This window comes from Nocardia sp. GCM10030253 (genome assembly GCF_042675075.1).
GTDB lineage: Bacteria > Actinomycetota > Actinomycetes > Mycobacteriales > Mycobacteriaceae > Nocardia.
The window spans coordinates 715,181-730,041 of record NZ_JBHTDL010000004.1; the positions used below are offsets into that span (position 1 = coordinate 715,181).

The 14,861-nt window shown below is 67.3% G+C and carries 16 protein-coding genes; 7 read left to right on the plus strand and 9 right to left on the minus strand.

Annotated elements, in window-relative coordinates; all coding sequences use genetic code 11:
- Positions 1-12: 12 nt before the first annotated feature.
- Positions 13-1,401, minus strand: a complete 1,389-nt coding sequence (locus ACFQZZ_RS07410; RefSeq protein ID WP_378675801.1) for a class I SAM-dependent RNA methyltransferase — start codon at positions 1,399-1,401, stop codon at positions 13-15.
- On the minus strand, positions 1,398-3,389 hold the full coding sequence (locus ACFQZZ_RS07415) for an APC family permease (RefSeq protein WP_378675803.1): 1,992 nt from the start codon (positions 3,387-3,389) through the stop codon (positions 1,398-1,400). Before ACFQZZ_RS07415 ends, ACFQZZ_RS07410 begins: the two co-directional genes overlap by 4 nt.
- A 238-nt stretch (positions 3,390-3,627) precedes the next feature.
- Here ACFQZZ_RS07415 and ACFQZZ_RS07420 point away from each other — a divergent pair, with 238 nt between their 5' ends.
- Both ACFQZZ_RS07420 and ACFQZZ_RS07425 read left to right on the plus strand, forming a co-directional pair.
- A complete protein-coding gene (locus ACFQZZ_RS07420; protein ID WP_378675805.1) occupies positions 3,628-4,293 on the plus strand; it encodes a potassium channel family protein in 666 nt (221 codons plus the stop codon).
- A 2-nt stretch (positions 4,294-4,295) separates the two neighbouring features.
- Positions 4,296-4,967 (plus strand): potassium channel family protein, encoded by a 672-nt coding sequence (locus ACFQZZ_RS07425; protein WP_378675807.1) that lies wholly within the window; start codon positions 4,296-4,298, stop codon positions 4,965-4,967.
- Between the two features lie 40 nt (positions 4,968-5,007).
- Here ACFQZZ_RS07425 and ACFQZZ_RS07430 read toward each other — a convergent pair whose 3' ends face one another.
- From ACFQZZ_RS07430 to ACFQZZ_RS07440, 3 genes are all read right to left on the minus strand, one after another.
- The gene (locus ACFQZZ_RS07430; RefSeq protein ID WP_378675810.1) at positions 5,008-5,640 is read right to left on the minus strand and encodes a sigma-70 family RNA polymerase sigma factor; all 633 of its coding nucleotides are present in this window, start codon (positions 5,638-5,640) and stop codon (positions 5,008-5,010) included.
- A gap of 159 nt (positions 5,641-5,799) precedes the next feature.
- The gene (locus tag ACFQZZ_RS07435) at positions 5,800-6,564 is read right to left on the minus strand and encodes a DUF3159 domain-containing protein (RefSeq protein WP_378675813.1); all 765 of its coding nucleotides are present in this window, start codon (positions 6,562-6,564) and stop codon (positions 5,800-5,802) included.
- Between the two features lie 3 nt (positions 6,565-6,567).
- On the minus strand, positions 6,568-6,945 hold the full coding sequence (locus ACFQZZ_RS07440) for an OB-fold nucleic acid binding domain-containing protein (protein ID WP_378675815.1): 378 nt from the start codon (positions 6,943-6,945) through the stop codon (positions 6,568-6,570).
- Positions 6,946-7,075: 130 nt separating this feature from the next.
- Here ACFQZZ_RS07440 and ACFQZZ_RS07445 point away from each other — a divergent pair, with 130 nt between their 5' ends.
- A complete protein-coding gene (locus tag ACFQZZ_RS07445) occupies positions 7,076-7,771 on the plus strand; it encodes an alpha/beta fold hydrolase (RefSeq protein ID WP_378675818.1) in 696 nt (231 codons plus the stop codon).
- Between the two features lie 34 nt (positions 7,772-7,805).
- Here ACFQZZ_RS07445 and ACFQZZ_RS07450 read toward each other — a convergent pair whose 3' ends face one another.
- The gene (locus tag ACFQZZ_RS07450) at positions 7,806-8,765 is read right to left on the minus strand and encodes a DUF3710 domain-containing protein (protein WP_378676462.1); all 960 of its coding nucleotides are present in this window, start codon (positions 8,763-8,765) and stop codon (positions 7,806-7,808) included.
- A gap of 5 nt (positions 8,766-8,770) precedes the next feature.
- Positions 8,771-9,268 (minus strand): dUTP diphosphatase, encoded by a 498-nt coding sequence (gene dut, locus ACFQZZ_RS07455; protein WP_378675821.1) that lies wholly within the window; start codon positions 9,266-9,268, stop codon positions 8,771-8,773.
- A gap of 52 nt (positions 9,269-9,320) precedes the next feature.
- Between dut and ACFQZZ_RS07460 the strand changes: the two genes are divergently transcribed.
- Entirely contained in the window at positions 9,321-9,854 is a 534-nt protein-coding gene (locus tag ACFQZZ_RS07460) for a DUF3093 domain-containing protein (protein ID WP_378675822.1), read from the plus strand.
- Between the two features lie 19 nt (positions 9,855-9,873).
- Here the strand turns inward: ACFQZZ_RS07460 and ACFQZZ_RS07465 are convergent, their stop codons facing one another.
- On the minus strand, positions 9,874-10,176 hold the full coding sequence (locus ACFQZZ_RS07465) for a DUF4193 domain-containing protein (RefSeq protein WP_062988999.1): 303 nt from the start codon (positions 10,174-10,176) through the stop codon (positions 9,874-9,876).
- A 376-nt stretch (positions 10,177-10,552) separates the two neighbouring features.
- Between ACFQZZ_RS07465 and cei the strand changes: the two genes are divergently transcribed.
- Positions 10,553-11,233 carry an envelope integrity protein Cei gene (gene cei, locus ACFQZZ_RS07470; protein WP_378675825.1) on the plus strand — a complete coding sequence of 227 codons (681 nt, stop codon included), beginning with the start codon at positions 10,553-10,555 and terminating at the stop codon, positions 11,231-11,233.
- A 60-nt stretch (positions 11,234-11,293) separates the two neighbouring features.
- Here cei and ACFQZZ_RS07475 read toward each other — a convergent pair whose 3' ends face one another.
- Positions 11,294-12,190 (minus strand): inositol monophosphatase family protein, encoded by an 897-nt coding sequence (locus ACFQZZ_RS07475; RefSeq protein WP_378676464.1) that lies wholly within the window; start codon positions 12,188-12,190, stop codon positions 11,294-11,296.
- A gap of 191 nt (positions 12,191-12,381) precedes the next feature.
- On the opposite strand from ACFQZZ_RS07475, the gene ppgK reads away from it, so the two are divergent.
- Positions 12,382-13,140 (plus strand): polyphosphate--glucose phosphotransferase, encoded by a 759-nt coding sequence (gene ppgK, locus ACFQZZ_RS07480; RefSeq protein WP_378675828.1) that lies wholly within the window; start codon positions 12,382-12,384, stop codon positions 13,138-13,140.
- 217 nt (positions 13,141-13,357) lie between these two features.
- Entirely contained in the window at positions 13,358-14,707 is a 1,350-nt protein-coding gene (locus tag ACFQZZ_RS07485; protein WP_378675830.1) for an RNA polymerase sigma factor, read from the plus strand.
- Positions 14,708-14,861 lie beyond the last annotated feature (154 nt).

A 14,861-nucleotide genomic window follows, 5' to 3' on the forward strand; every position in this document is an offset into this window, starting at 1 on the left:
CCGACTGTGCGATCAACGCTCCAATAGCGCAAGACATTCGACATGGTGGGTGGCCGGGAATGCGTCGAAGGCACGCAGTTCGGTGAGCCGGTAGCCCGCCGACTGGTACAGCCCGAGGTCGCGGGCGAACGCGGCGGGGTCGCAGCCGATGTGGATGATGCGGGCCGGATCGTGCTCGGTCATCGCCGAGACGACTTCCTTGCCCGCGCCGGTGCGTGGCGGATCGAGCACCACCACTTCCGGTGCGGCACTGCCCTGTTCGGTCAGCCAGCGCTCGACGCGGTCCGCGCGCAGATCTACCCAGGGCAGATCCAGCAAGGCCGCGTTGCCGTCGGCAACGGCCGTACGCGCGGATTCCGCGGCGAGCACCGACCCGTCGGGGCCCACCTGCTCGGCCAGCCGTGCCGCGAATACCCCGGTGCCGCTGTACAGATCCCAGGCGAGATCGCCGGAGCCGAGGCCGGACCACTCGGCCACAATGTCGGAATAGCATTGCGCGGCACCATGATGCGCCTGCCAGAATCCGGTTGCCGAGAGTTCCCAGCGACGACCGGCCACATACTCGACCGTGCGCCCGCTGCCTTCCAGCACCGACTCGTCGCGCGGGGCATGGGTCGCGGCACGGCGCGCCGACGCGCTGCGCCGTTCACTCGCCTGCCCCTCGCCGTTGCGCTGCACGCGCCGGTCGGGTCGTCCGCTGTCGCGCCGACCGCGGCGGTCACCGCCACGCTCGTTGCTCCGTGGCCGTTCACTCCCCCGCCGTTCGTCCCCGCGTCCGCCTGCCGAAACCACCACCGGCACATCGAGTTCGACGATATGCCGGATCCCGTCGCCGTCGACCGCGATCACCAGATCGGCGCCGGGCGTCCAGGATTGCTCGGCCACGCCGTCCAACGCGCCCGAAACCGGTTGCGGGCAGCGCAGATCGGCGATCACATCGGTGCTGCGCAGCCGATGCACCCCGGCCCGGCCCTGCGCGTCCACCACCAGCCGAACCCGGGTGCGCCAACCACTGGTCTCGTCGGTGGAACCGGTGATCGGTTCCACCGTGATATCGCGCTCAACGCCCGCAATCCGGCGCAGTTGTTCGGCGACCACCGCCGCCTTCAATGCCCGCTGCGCGGCCGGTGTGGCAAAAGAGAAGTCGCAGCAGCCCGCACCGCCCGGCCCCGATACCGGACAGGTCGCGGGAACTCGATCCGGTGACGCTTCGAGGATCTCGATGGCGTCGGCCCGGCAGAACGAGCCGCCGCGGTCCTCGGTGACCTTGACCCGCACCAGCTCACCGGGCAGTCCGTGCCGGACGAAGACCACGCGGCCGTCGTGGCGGGCGACGCAGAAGCCGCCGTGTCCGGGCGGGCCGAGTCGCACCTCGAAGGTGGTATTACGCCAGTCGGTCATCCGTTGCGGTCCTCGTATCCGCGGCGCACGGCGCCCGGCGCATTGATCAGGCCTGCCTGCCGCGCCCGCGTGGAGGAACTCAGCTGCCACGGCACGCTGGTCACCATCACACCCGGCTCGAAAAGCAGCCTGCCCTTGAGCCGCAACGCACTCTGGTTGTGCAGCACCTGCTCCCACCAGTGCCCGACCACGTACTCCGGAATGAACACCGTCACCACATCACGCGGCGAATCCTTGCGGACCCGCTTCACGTAATCGAGCACCGGTTTGGTGATTTCACGGTACGGCGATTCGATCACCTTCAGCGTCACATTGATGTCGCTCCGCTCCCACTCTCTGACCAGCCCTCTGGTGTCGGCCTCGTCGACGTTCACCGTCACCGCCTCGAGCGTGTCCGGGCGGGTGGCGCGGGCGTAGGCCAGCGCTCGGCGGGTCGGCAGGTGCAGTTTGGACACCAGCACGATCGAGTGCGTGCGGCTTGGCAGCACGCCGTCCCACTCGTGCTCATCCAACTCGCGCGAGACCGAGTCATAGTGGCGGCGAATCATCTTCATCACCACGAAGATCGCGACCATGGTGAAGATCGCGATGTAGGCGCCCGCGAAGAACTTCGTGACCAGCACGATGATCAACACCGCGCCGGTCGCGGTGAGTCCGATCGCGTTGATGACCCGCGAACGCTTCATCCGCGCCCGCTGCGACGGGTCGGTTTCGGTGCGCAGCAATCGAGTCCAGTGCCGCAGCATGCCCGTCTGACTGAGCACGAACGACACGAACACGCCGACGATGTAGAGCTGGATCAGCTTGGTCACCTCGGCGCCGAACATCACCACGAACGCGATGGCCGCGCCAGAGAGGAACAGGATGCCGTTGCTGAAGGCGAGCCGGTCGCCGCGAGTGTGCAGCTGCCTCGGCAGATAGCGGTCTTGCGCCAGAATCGAACCGAGCACAGGGAATCCGTTGAACGCCGTGTTGGCGGCGAGCACGAGGATCAGCGCGGTCACGATGGTGATGAAGAAGAACCCGATCGGGAACCCGTGGAACACCGTCTCGGCGATCTGCGCGATCAGTGTCTTCTGATGGTAGTCGGCGGGCGCACCGGACAGCTCGGACACATTGTGCGCGTACACGATCCCGATCTTCTGGGCCAGGATGATGATGCCCATCAGCAGCACGATCGCGATGGTGCCGAGCAGCAGCAGGGTGGTCGCGGCGTTGCGCGACTTCGGTTTCCGGAAGGCGGGCACACCGTTGCTGATCGCCTCGACACCGGTGAGCGCGGCACAACCGGAGGAGAACGAGCGCGCGATCAGGAATGCGAACGCCAGGCCGTACAGATGCTCTTCCTCGGCGTTCAGCTGGAAGCCCGCCGATTCGGCCTGCAGGTCTTCCCCGAGAACGAAGATTCGGAACAGCCCCCATGCGAGCATCGCGAACATACCGACGATGAACGCGTAGGTCGGAATCGCGAATGCGGTACCCGACTCGCGCACGCCCCGCAGGTTGATCGCGGTCAGCACCGCAATGGCGACCACGGCGAACAACACCTTGTGCGTATCGACGAACGGGATCGCCGACCCGATATTGGACGCCGCCGAGGAAATCGACACCGCGACGGTGAGCACGTAGTCGACGAGCAGCGCACTGCCGACGGTGAGCCCCGCATTGGGGCCGAGATTCGTAGTGGCAACCTCGTAGTCACCGCCGCCGGAGGGATAGGCGTGCACGTTCTGCCGGTAGCTCGCCACCACCACTGCCATGACGAAGGCGACCGCGAGTCCGACCCATGGGGCGTACACATAGGCCGAGATTCCGGCCACCGACAAGACCAGAAAGATTTCCTCCGGCGCGTACGCGACCGACGACATGGCATCGGAGGCGAACACAGGGAGCGCGATTCGCTTCGGCAGCAGGGTGTGGCCCAGCGAGTCGCTACGGAAAGGCCTACCCAGCAGCACCCGTTTAGCTGCCGTCGTCAACTTGGACACTGGAGCGAGCATAGATCCCCGAACGGTTGATCGCGCCCGGGGGCGGTCCGCGCCGCAGGTTTGACTCGAGGCCAGAGGGGGAAAGTGGGCCATGGACGCACTCGGCGGGTACGGTTTTGCCGAAGACAAGCAGACCGAACGGCACGAACGGCTGCGTCGCCTTCGCTCGACCCGGCGCCACGGGCGTCGACGGACCTTGTCCGGCTGTTTAGATCGTTTCCAGGAACGAGGTTGCACGGTGTACGTAGTGGTCATGGGGTGTGGGCGCGTCGGCTCGTCGCTGGCACGCGCCCTGGTCCGGGTAGGTCACGAGGTCACCGTGATCGATCGGGACCCGAGCGCCTTTCTGCGCCTCGGCGAGGACTTTCCGGGTGAAGAGGTGGTCGGCGTCGGTTTCGACCGGGACGTGCTGATTCGCTCCGGAATAGAGCGTGCCGACGCGTTCGCCGCGGTGTCCTCCGGCGACAACTCCAACATCATCTCGGCGCGGGTGGCTCGCGAAATGTTCGGAGTGGAGCGCGTTGTCGCCCGCATCTACGACGCGAAACGCGCCGCGGTCTACGAGCGCCTCGGTATTCCGACGATCGCCACGGTGCCGTGGACGACCGACAGGTTCCTCACCGCCCTCATCGGCGACAGCGGCACCACGACGTGGCGCGACCCCACCGGCACGGTCGCCGTCGCGCAGCTGACGCTGCACGAGGAGTGGTACGGGCGGACGGTGCGCGACCTGGAACACACCGTCGGCGCCAGGGTGGCGTTCATCATCCGATTCGGTCAAGGGCTGTTGCCCGATAGCAAGACCATGGTTCAGGCCGACGACATCGTCTACGTCGCCGCCACCTCCGGCAGCGTCGGCGAGGCCGTCGCACTGGCCGGTAAGCCCCCAGCAAGCGAGGACTGAACATGAAAGTGGCGATCGCCGGAGCCGGCGCCGTTGGCAGATCGATAGCCAGGGAGCTTCTGCGCGGCGGCCACCGGGTGATGCTGCTCGAGCGTCAGCTCGACCACATCGACCCGACCGCCATCCCGGACGCCGTCTGGGTGCATGCCGACGCCTGCGAGCTCGCGCTGCTCGAGGACGCGGGGCTGGAGACCTACGAGGTCGTCATCGCCGCCACCGGCGACGACAAGACGAACCTCGTGCACAGCCTGCTCGCCAAGACCGAGTTCGGGGTACGCCGCGTCGTGGCGAGGGTCAATGACCCGCGCAACGAATGGCTCTTCGACTCCTCCTGGGGCGTCGATGTCGCCGTGTCGACGCCACGACTGCTCGCCTCGCTGGTGGAGGAGGCGGTATCGGTCGGCGACCTGGTCCGGCTGATGACGCTGCGGCAGGGTCAGGCCAATCTCGTCGAGATCACCTTGCCCGCCGACACCGCGCTGGCGGGCAAGCCGGTGCGCACGCTCACCCTGCCGCGGGATGCCGCCCTCGTGACGATTCTGCGCGGCGGCCGGGTGATCGTGCCGCAGCCCGACGACCCGTTCGAGGGCGACGACGAGCTGTTGTTCGTGACCTCCGTCGAGGCCGAAGAGGATCTGCGAGTGGCGCTGTCCCACCACGGCATCAAGCCCTGACTCCCCGACACGGCTGGATGCGAACGCGGATCCAGCCGTATCAGGCAGCTGCGAGCTCGGCGCGCAGCTTGTTGAGCGCGCGGTGCTGCATCACCCGAACGACGCCGGGGCTGGTGCCGATCGCCTCGGCGGTCTGCGCCGCGGTCCAGCCGAGCACGATCCGCATCACCAGCACCTCGCGGTGCGCGGGCGCCAGGATCTTCATCAATTCCCTTGTCACGTCGCGACGTTCGGAGGCCAGCGCCCATTCCTCGGGACCCGCCGCGGTCGACACGGTGTCCGGCACGTCGGCCATGGGGTAGCTCGGGTGCATCTGGGAGCGCCGGAACGCGTCGGCGACCTTGTTCGCCGCGATCCCATAGACGAAGGCCAGGAACGACTTTCCTTGATCCCGGTAGCGCGGGATGGCGTTGACGGTCGCCATCAGGATCTCCTGCACCACATCGTCGGCCGTCACGTGCAGATGCGAGGTATTGCCAAGGCGCGCACCGCAATACCGGCGGACCAGCGGATGGACCACTCGCACGATCTCGGTGACGGCCTGCCGGTCGCCCGCTGCGGCGGGTCCGATCAAGGTGTCCAGTTCCGCCGACACGCGGCGACTCTCCGAGAGGGCCGGGCTGTTGTGGCTGCGGGTCTTCGACAGTGCCGCAATGTTGTGCTCGGTAGCCATCTTCCGAGTCCTTTCGCCGATGTTGCGCTTTTTGTCTCGCAACGATCGTCTGATGAACTCGGCTCACCAGCCAGTACCCCCAGGGTGGGTACTCCCCCACCTCCGCGGTGCGTGTTACCCCACCCCGGCGTGCATCCCGAGGACCCGGGGGCCGAACTCCTAGGCCGCTCGGGCGACAGACCCGCGCCGCACCGGCATATGGCCGGCCCGGCGCACGGCCCACACCGTGACCGCCAGCGCGACCGCCGTCAGCGGCCAGCCCATCGCGATGCGTGCGGCGGCCAGCCAGCCCGTGTGGTCGGAGTCGTAGAGCTGTGACTGCACCAGGTAGCGGGCGGCGAACACCAGCACCCAGGTGGTGGTCGCGACGTCGTAGAGACGCACCACGCGCCGATCGGTCCGCCAGTCGGAGCCGTGACCGTTCAGCACCCCCCAGATGACGCCGACCAGCGGCCAGCGCACCAGAATCGACACCAGGAACACGCCGGCGTACACCAGGCTGGTGTAGATGCCGAACAGGAAGAAGCCCTTGGCCTCACCCATCCGGTAGGCGATGAACGCGCAGATGCCGACGCCGAGGAAACCGGAAATGGCGGGCTGAATCGGGCTGCGGCGCACCAGCCGCCAGAGGAGAATCGCGGCGGCCACACCGAGGGCCGCCCAGATCGCCGCGGTGAGGCCGGCGAAGGTGTTCACGGGGACGAATACGAGTACCGGCAGCGTTGAATAGATCAGGCCGCTGAAGCCACCCAACTGCTCGAGCAGCGTCTGCTCGACCGCTTCCTCCGCCGCGTCGAGCGGGTCCGCGGGATCTACCTGCCGGTGCCGACCGGAATCGGCCGCCGCACCGGTTCTGGTGTCGACGGACTCACGGAGCCCGGTGTCGATCGGCTTGTCGGCGGCGTTCTCGTTGCTCGATGGCATACGTCAGCTGTTCCCGCGCAATTCGTAGTAGGGGTTGTAGATCACCTTACGGCCGTCGCGGTCACCCACGCGGCCACGGACCAGGATGCGACGACCCGGCTCGATCCCGGGGATTCGCCTGCGCCCGATCCACACCAGGGTGATGGCGTCGGTACCGTCGAAGAATTCTGCCTGAACACTGGCGCCCGCGGACTTCGGACACGCCTCGACACTCCGTAGTCGGCCGAGCATGGTGGCTTCGTCACCACGTCGACACTCCGATGCCCGGCACGCTCCGGAGGCATCGGCGGTCTCGGCGAGTTCCTCGGCGTCCAACCGATCGATGTCCTCGGTCAGTCTGCGGCCCAAACGGCGAAAATAACCTGAGGCAGCGGATGGCATTGCACGCTCTCCTGCATGGAGCAATGACGACGTGGGTCGCACGCCATCGTGGTTTTCCGGTAACGACCGGCTGTTGGCCGTATACCCGCCACTGTAGATGGGCAACCCTGCCCCCGCTACGCTCGGTCCGATGTTCGAGACCCAAGCTCCCGCGGTTGTCGTCGCGCTGCCGGGCACCGGATCCGACGCCGACTTCGCGCGCCGCGCATTCGAATCCGCCTCTTCAGCCCGCAAAATCGCGTTCATCGCGGTGGAACCCGACCCGCGCGCCGTTGTCGCGTCGTGCCGGGCCGCCTTGGACGCCGCAGCCCGTTCCGGGCCGCTGCTGGTGACGGGGATCTCGCTCGGCGCCGCGATTGCGCTGGAGTGGGCGGCTGAGCACCCCGGCGCCGCCGTTGGCGTCGTTGCCGCCCTGCCCGCCTGGACCGGATCCGACACCGCCGCCTGTCCCGCCGCGCTCAGCGCCGCCGCGACGGCCGCACAGTTGCGTGCCGACGGTCTAGAGACGGTGCTCGGGCGGATGCGGGCAAGTAGCCCACGCTGGCTGGCCGACGCGCTCACCCAGTCCTGGCGGGCCCAGTGGCCGCATCTGCCCGACGCCCTCGAGGAAGCCGCCGACTACAAGTGGCCGGGCGCCGAGCGGCTCGCCACCCTCGACATCCCGGTCGCCCTCGTCACCGCGGTCGACGACCCCGTGCACCCGCTCGCGGTCGCGGAGGAATGGGCCGCGCTCATCCCGCGCGCCGAACTGATCCGGATCACCCTCGCCGAACTCGGCGAAGATCCGGCGATCCTCGGCGACATGGGTCTGGCCTCATTCCGCTGAGAGACAGCTGAACACGCAGGGCCGAAAGTGCCGCTCAGATACCGTTCAAGCCGAGTTGCTGCATGGCGGATCCGTCCGCACCACGCCGTGGTTCCTGCGGCATGCGCGGCGGGATGACCGCGGTGGGCCCGGCTTGGGCCGCTGCGGCTTGGGCGGCAGCCGCCTGCTGTTGCGCCTCGACCTGCTGCTGATGGGCGGCGGCGAGTTGCTCGGCCAGTTCCTGTGGCAGCACGACCGCGAGGGGTTCGCGGACCGGCATCGGGTCGTCGCCGCGGCGAATCACGGTCTCGCTGAGGATGGCTCGTGCAGCCGCGACCAGTGGTCCGCCTTCATCGGCGGCACCTGCCGGGCCCGCCGCCACCAGGCGCACCATCCAGCGATGCCCGTCGACTCCGATGAATCGCAGGTCGGCGCCCTCGGTAATGGCGAGCAACTCGCGGCCCCACGGTCCGGTCTCGACCGCGACCCTGGCGCCGTCCTTGCGTAGCGATTCGGCGAGATCGGCTGCCACCGTGCGCCATTGGCCTGCCGACTTCGGCGCCGCGTAGGCCGCGACGGTGATCCGGCCGTGCTCGGTCGCCAGGTGCACTGCCTGCGGGGTGCCGTCGGGGGTCATCTCGACCTGCAGCTGGCCGCCCGGCGGCACCGGCAGGATCACCGATCCGAGGTCGAGGCGCTGATCGGCCACATCCTCAAGCAGCTCGGCGACATCGTTGTAGTCGTAGGGGCCGGACTTCGCCGCGTCCGTGTCGGCGTCGTCGTCGTATTCGACTGCGTTGCGGCCGGCCACGGCGTACTCGGCCGGAACGTAATCGGCTGGGACGATGGGGTTCTCGTCGGTGATGGGCTCATCGTCGATGATGATGATGGGGTTCTCGTCGGTAATGGGCTCGTCGTCATAGCCCTGTGCGTACTCGGCGTCGACGTACTCGGCCGCGTCGTCGTACAGGTCATCGGCGTACCGATCGTCGGACTTCTTCTTCTTTCCGAACATTGCTGTCATGCCTCCTTGCCGACCCGGCCCGCCCCATCGGCCTGCGCGGTCAGACTCGCGTGACCGCCGCTCGACCCGTAACCGCCCGCGCCGCGCGCGGTCTCGTCCAGCGTGTCGACCTCGACGAAGTCGACAAGCTCCACCCGCTGCACGAGCAGCTGCGCGATCCGGTCGCCCCGGCGCAGCTCGATCGGGGTGCGCAGGTCGTGATTGATCAGGCACACCTTGATTTCACCGCGATACCCCGCGTCGACCGTGCCCGGAGTGTTGACCACCGACAGTCCGGTCTTGGCGGCCAGCCCCGACCGGGGATGGATGAGGCCGACCGTGCCGACCGGTAGCGCGACGGCGACGCCGGTGCCGACCAGCACCCGCTCGCCCGGCTCCAGAATGACATCTTCCGTGGTGCACAGATCCACGCCGGCGTCACCGTGATGGGCACGCGTGGGCATGGGGATGCCGGGATCAAGCCGCAGCATAGGTATGGGTGAAAGTGCGCTCACGTTGGTCGAGCCTACGCGTAAGCCGCTGACCACCGTGACTTAGTGTTGAGTCGTGTCGGACCAGCCCAATCCCGTGACGACGGACCACGAAAACAACAGCCAGCACGCCTACCGCGAGCGCCTGTGGGTGCCGCTGTGGTGGTGGCCGGTGGCCTTCGCCATCACCGGGCTGCTTGCCGCCGAAATCCATATGGGCGCACCTGGCGTCCGGGCGTGGCTGCCGTATGTGGCGCTGTTCCCGGTGCCGGTGTGGGTTCTGGTGTGGCTGAGTCGCCATCGGGTGGAAGTCGCGCCGGATTCGACCGGCACGCCGGAACTACGCGTCGATCGCGCGCATCTGCCCGCGAACTTCGTGGCACGCACGGCAGCGGTCGCCCCGACAGCGAAAAGCGCGGCGCTGGGTCGCCAGCTCGACCCGGCCGCCTACGTGCAGCATCGACCGTGGATCGGGTCGATGGTCTTACTCGTGCTCGACGACCCGGACGATCCGACGCCGTACTGGCTGGTCAGTACGCGACGGCCCGACCGGGTCCTTGCCGCGCTTGGCATACCTGGCAAAGAGCCGGGCGTGCCGAGCGCGGGCTGACCTCGATCTCGCTGGGAGATCAGGCGGCGCAGTCCATGCAAATCAACTGACCGCCGCTTTCGCTGGCCAGCCTGCTCCGGTGATGAACCAGGAAACAGCTGGAACAGGTGAACTCGTCTGCCTGTTTCGGGATCACCCGAACCGTCAGCACTTCCTCGGACAGGTCCGCGCCGGGAAGCTCGAACGACTCCGCGGTATCGGATTCGTCGATATCCACGACGGCGGACTGTGCCTCGTTGCGACGAGCCTTCAGCTCCTCCAGCGAATCTTCCGACACTTCGTCGGTTTCGGTGCGCCTCGGTGCGTCATAGTCGGTTGCCATGTCGTCTTCCCCTCGTCCTTACTCCGTATATCCCGGATCGGCCGCATCACTCCCGATTCCTCTCGGAATCGCGATGACCCGCGCCGCCCCGCCGGTGGTGCACATCACACGTGCACCGGTCACCTATCAGGTCGGACCCATTCGATCCATCACTGATAGCGTTTGGTGAACGCAGGACATGCCCTGCTTGTTCCCGCGACCGACCACCAATTTCGCCGCCGGTGATTCGATCTGGGCCGCCAGACAATAGCGGACCACGCGGCAAAAGTCGCAATCAAAACACAGACGAGTCGAAACCGACGGCGAATCGACACCGTTCGTGGAACTCGCCGAGACCTTGCGCACCGTGACCGAGACAATTTCGTACAGTGTGCACGTGGTTTCACTGATCACCGAAGGCAGCGCAACGGATCAACGGGGTCAACCCTTCCTCCGGCGGCGTAATCAGCCATGGCTCATCCTGGTCGGCGTTTTGGTGCTGATCTGCACAGTTGTGTGGATCAGGGCTCTGACGACGCAGGACGACAGCGGCACGGCCATGTCGTGCAACTCTCCGAGCCCGGCAACCGACGCGAAAGCGTCGCCACCTGGCCCATTAGGGCAGCGGGTCGGATCGTCGCGACTACAGGACGTCGATCCGGCGCCGCTGGCCTCGTCCAAGGTCCGGGTGCTCAACGCCAACAGCAAGAGTGGTCAGGCATCGCACATCGCCTCAGCCCTCGGCGATCTCGGCTTTGCGAGTCCGCCTGGGCAGCAATTCGGTAACGATTCGGTCTACGTCAATGGCGATCTGGAGTGCACGGGCCAGATTCGCTTCGGCGTGAACGGCCGCCCGGCCGCCGCCTCCGTACAGCTGATCGCGCCGTGCGCCGAGCTGGTCGAAGATCAACGCGGCGACGACTCCGTGGATCTGGTACTCGGTTCGGTATTCGGTGAGTCGCTGCGGCCGAGTGCCGACGCCGAGGAGGTGCTGCGTTCACTGAAGAACCCGGCACCGGGTGGGTCGCCATCGATCGACGGCAAGCTGCTGGCGGCCGCGCGACAGAGTCGCTGCTGACCGCAGGCTCCGACACTCGGCGCTGAACCGTTCAGCGCCGAGACCGCCGCCTCGATCGCCTCAGGCGTCGGGAATCGGGTCGGTGGCGCCGACTCGATCGAGCAGTTCGACCAACTCATCGGCGATTCCCGGTGCCGCGGCGACCACCAGATCGCCCGCCGCGCCGGGGCTTGTCGCCGACGGCAGGACGACCCGCGCGCCCGCCTCCGCGGCAATCAGGGCCCCCGCAGCCCAGTCCCACGCATTGAGCCCGTGCTCGTAGTAGGCATCGACGCGTCCGGACGCGACCAGGCACAGATCGAGGGCCGCCGCGCCGAAGCGCCGGATGTCCCGAATGTTCGGCAGCACCTCGGCGACCAATGCTGCCTGTCTGGCGCGCCGGTGCGCGCCGTAGGCGAATCCGGTGGCCACCAACGCCATCGACGCCGATTCGACCGGCGTACAGCGCAACTCTTCGACAGTGCCGTCGGCATCCTCACGCACCGCGCCGAGGCCGAGCCCAGCGCTGTAGGTCGCCGCCCTCGCGACATCGACCACCGCGCCCGCGACCGGACGTCCGCCGCGAACGGCGGCCACCGACACCGCGTAGCCCGGGATGCCATACAGGAAGTTGACGGTACCGTCGATCGGGTCGACCACCCAGTACACCGTGTCCTGCGCGCCCCCGGCCAGGCTGCCGCCGCCCTCCTCGCCGAGGATGGGGTCACCGGGACGCAGGTCGGCGAGCAGTCGTCGGATCAGTTCTTCGGTCTCGGTGTCCACGATGGTCACCGGGTCGGTCGGATGTCCCTTGGTCCGCACATCACCTGCGACGCGCGCACCGTCGGGACCGAATACCTCGGGGCGGCGCGCCCGGACATGCGCGGCCGCCGTCTCGGCGAGATGGACGGCGATCCGGCGCAACTCGACCTCGTCTCCCGAGAGCGTCGAGGTGACTTCCGAAGTGACTGACGACATGGATTTCGGCACGGCCTCCATCGCATCACAGATCCTCGCCGAACGCGTAGCAGCGCACGCCATTACTCTTGTCGTGCACGACACAGCGCCGTCGTCGGGCACAAGCTCATTCGCGTGCCTTCCAGCCGTGGTGAGGACTGTGCGGCGGCGTCATCATCACACCGGCCAGCACAGGGAACGAGGGAATCGTCATGTCCGCTCGGGGGCACGCATTCGGTATCGATATCGGTGGCAGCGGCGTCAAGGGCGCCGCGGTGGATCTTGGCACCGGTGAGCTCGTCCATGAGCGGATCAAGATCGCGACACCGCATCCGTCGACACCGCAGGCGGTCGCCGACACGGTGGCCAAGGTCGTCGCTCAGGCGGATTGGGACGGCCCGGTCGGGATCACGCTGCCGTGCGTCGTGCTCGACGGCGTCGCGCGGACCGCGGCCAATGTCGACAAGGCCTGGATCGGCACCGACGCGCGGGCATTGTTCGCCGCCGCCCTCGGTGGCCGCGAGGTCACCGTGCTCAACGACGCGGACGCGGCGGGACTCGCCGAAGATCGCTACGGCGCGGCAAAGGATTTCGCCGGCCTCGTGCTGCTGCTGACCTTCGGCACCGGCATCGGCTCGGCGCTGATCTTCCACGGCACGCTGGTGCCCAACAGCGAACTAGGCCATCTCGAGATCGGTGGCATGGAGTCCGAGCATCGCGCCGCCGCCTCGATCAAGGACCGCAACGGCCTGTCCTACGAACAGTGGGCGGCCGAGGTGAGCACGGTGCTCAGCGGGCTGGAGAACCTGTTCTGGCCGAAAGTGATCGTCGCAGGTGGTGGCATAAGCCGCGATGCGGATCAGTGGATTCCCTTGCTGACCAACCGAACTCCGGTGGTTCCCGCGCATCTGCGCAACTCTGCGGGCATCGTCGGAGCGGCCATGGCCATCGACGCAGGCATCGCGCCTTGATCCGATGCGGCGTTTTGTGCGCCGAGCCGAGGTTACGAGGAACCGCCAATGCGACAGGTGGCCATGGGTACCCTGGTTCGATCGTTACAATGGAACGTACTCCGGCGCCGAGCCGGAAACCCCCAGCCCGGCACTCCGCCGGTGAAACCCGACAGACCGCTCCGCCGGAACACCACTCTGGCGTGACGCCGCACGAGACCGTCACGAAAGGGCGTACGTGGTAGCCACGACCCGTCAGACCGCCGATTCGGCCGAGGCCGACTCCGCAGATGTAACCGAAGCACGGCCGGTCCGCAAGGCTGCCGCGAAGAAGGCTCCGGCGAAGAAGGCCGCGGCCAAGAAGGCTCCGGCGAAGAAGGCCGCAGCGAAGGCGCCCGCCAAGAAGGCCACCGGTAAGAAGGCCGACGGCGAGCCCGGCGAGGAGAACCTCGACGAGGAGTCGCTCGAAATCGAGGACCTCGGTGATCTGGAGGTTTCCGAGGACGATCTCGTCGAGGAGGAGGTCGTCGACGACCCCGCCGAGGAGGTCGCCGACGATGAAGCCGAGGCCGAGCCGACGGCCGCCGACAAGGCCTCCGGCGACTTCGTCTGGGACGAGGAGGAATCCGAGGCACTACGGCAGGCCCGCAAGGACGCCGAGCTCACCGCCTCGGCCGACTCGGTGCGTGCCTACCTCAAGCAGATCGGCAAGGTCGCGCTGCTCAACGCCGAGGAGGAGGTCGAGCTCGCCAAGCGGATCGAGGCCGGCCTCTACGCGGCGGAGAAGGTGCGCGAGTTCGCCGAGCAGGGTGAGAAGCTGCCGGTCGCGATGCGCCGCGACTACACCTGGATCGTCCGCGACGGCAACCGCGCCAAGAACCACCTGCTCGAAGCCAACCTGCGCCTGGTGGTCTCGCTGGCCAAACGCTACACCGGCCGCGGCATGGCGTTCCTGGACCTGATCCAGGAGGGCAACCTCGGTCTGATCCGCGCGGTGGAGAAGTTCGACTACACCAAGGGCTACAAGTTCTCCACGTACGCCACGTGGTGGATCCGGCAGGCCATCACCCGCGCCATGGCCGACCAGGCCCGCACCATCCGCATTCCGGTGCACATGGTCGAGGTCATCAACAAGCTCGGCCGCATCCAGCGCGAGCTGCTCCAGGACTTGGGCCGTGAGCCCACCCCGGAGGAGTTGGCCAAGGAAATGGACATCACGCCGGAGAAGGTGCTGGAGATCCAGCAGTACGCGCGTGAGCCCATTTCGCTGGACCAGACCATCGGCGACGAGGGCGACAGCCAGCTCGGTGACTTCATCGAGGACTCCGAAGCCGTCGTCGCGGTCGACGCGGTGAGCTTCACGCTGCTGCAGGATCAGCTGCAGTCGGTGCTGGAGACACTGTCCGAGCGCGAGGCGGGCGTGGTTCGGTTGCGCTTCGGCCTCACCGACGGCCAGCCGCGCACGCTCGACGAGATCGGTCAGGTGTACGGAGTTACCCGTGAGCGCATCCGGCAGATCGAGTCGAAGACCATGAGCAAGCTGCGCCACCCCAGCCGCTCTCAGGTGCTGCGGGACTACCTCGACTAGATCGAAACGGTTCCGACAGGCCCGTATCCGCTCGGCGGATACGGGCCTGTTTCGTTATCCGGCCGCTAACCAATTCGCATTTCAACTAAACCGCAAAGTGACCGAAACCACTTCTGCGGATTGGCTTTTCGAGGCTCGAGCCTTCCCGTCCTGC

Bases quoted from the DNA above. Each gene is read 5' to 3' on its own strand.
- ACFQZZ_RS07435 (WP_378675813.1), bottom strand. From the start codon at position 6,564: ATGCCATCGAGCAACGAGAACGCCGCCGACAAGCCGATCGACACCGGG.
- ACFQZZ_RS07475 (WP_378676464.1), bottom strand. From the start codon at position 12,190: ATGTCGTCAGTCACTTCGGAAGTCACCTCGACGCTCTCGGGAGACGAG.
- ACFQZZ_RS07410 (WP_378675801.1), bottom strand. From the start codon at position 1,401: ATGACCGACTGGCGTAATACCACCTTCGAGGTGCGACTCGGCCCGCCC.
- ACFQZZ_RS07425 (WP_378675807.1), top strand. From the start codon at position 4,296: ATGAAAGTGGCGATCGCCGGAGCCGGCGCCGTTGGCAGATCGATAGCC.
- ACFQZZ_RS07430 (WP_378675810.1), bottom strand. From the start codon at position 5,640: ATGGCTACCGAGCACAACATTGCGGCACTGTCGAAGACCCGCAGCCAC.
- ppgK (WP_378675828.1), top strand. From the start codon at position 12,382: ATGTCCGCTCGGGGGCACGCATTCGGTATCGATATCGGTGGCAGCGGC.
- ACFQZZ_RS07440 (WP_378675815.1), bottom strand. From the start codon at position 6,945: ATGCCATCCGCTGCCTCAGGTTATTTTCGCCGTTTGGGCCGCAGACTG.
- ACFQZZ_RS07445 (WP_378675818.1), top strand. From the start codon at position 7,076: ATGTTCGAGACCCAAGCTCCCGCGGTTGTCGTCGCGCTGCCGGGCACC.
- ACFQZZ_RS07465 (WP_062988999.1), bottom strand. From the start codon at position 10,176: ATGGCAACCGACTATGACGCACCGAGGCGCACCGAAACCGACGAAGTG.
- ACFQZZ_RS07450 (WP_378676462.1), bottom strand. From the start codon at position 8,765: ATGTTCGGAAAGAAGAAGAAGTCCGACGATCGGTACGCCGATGACCTG.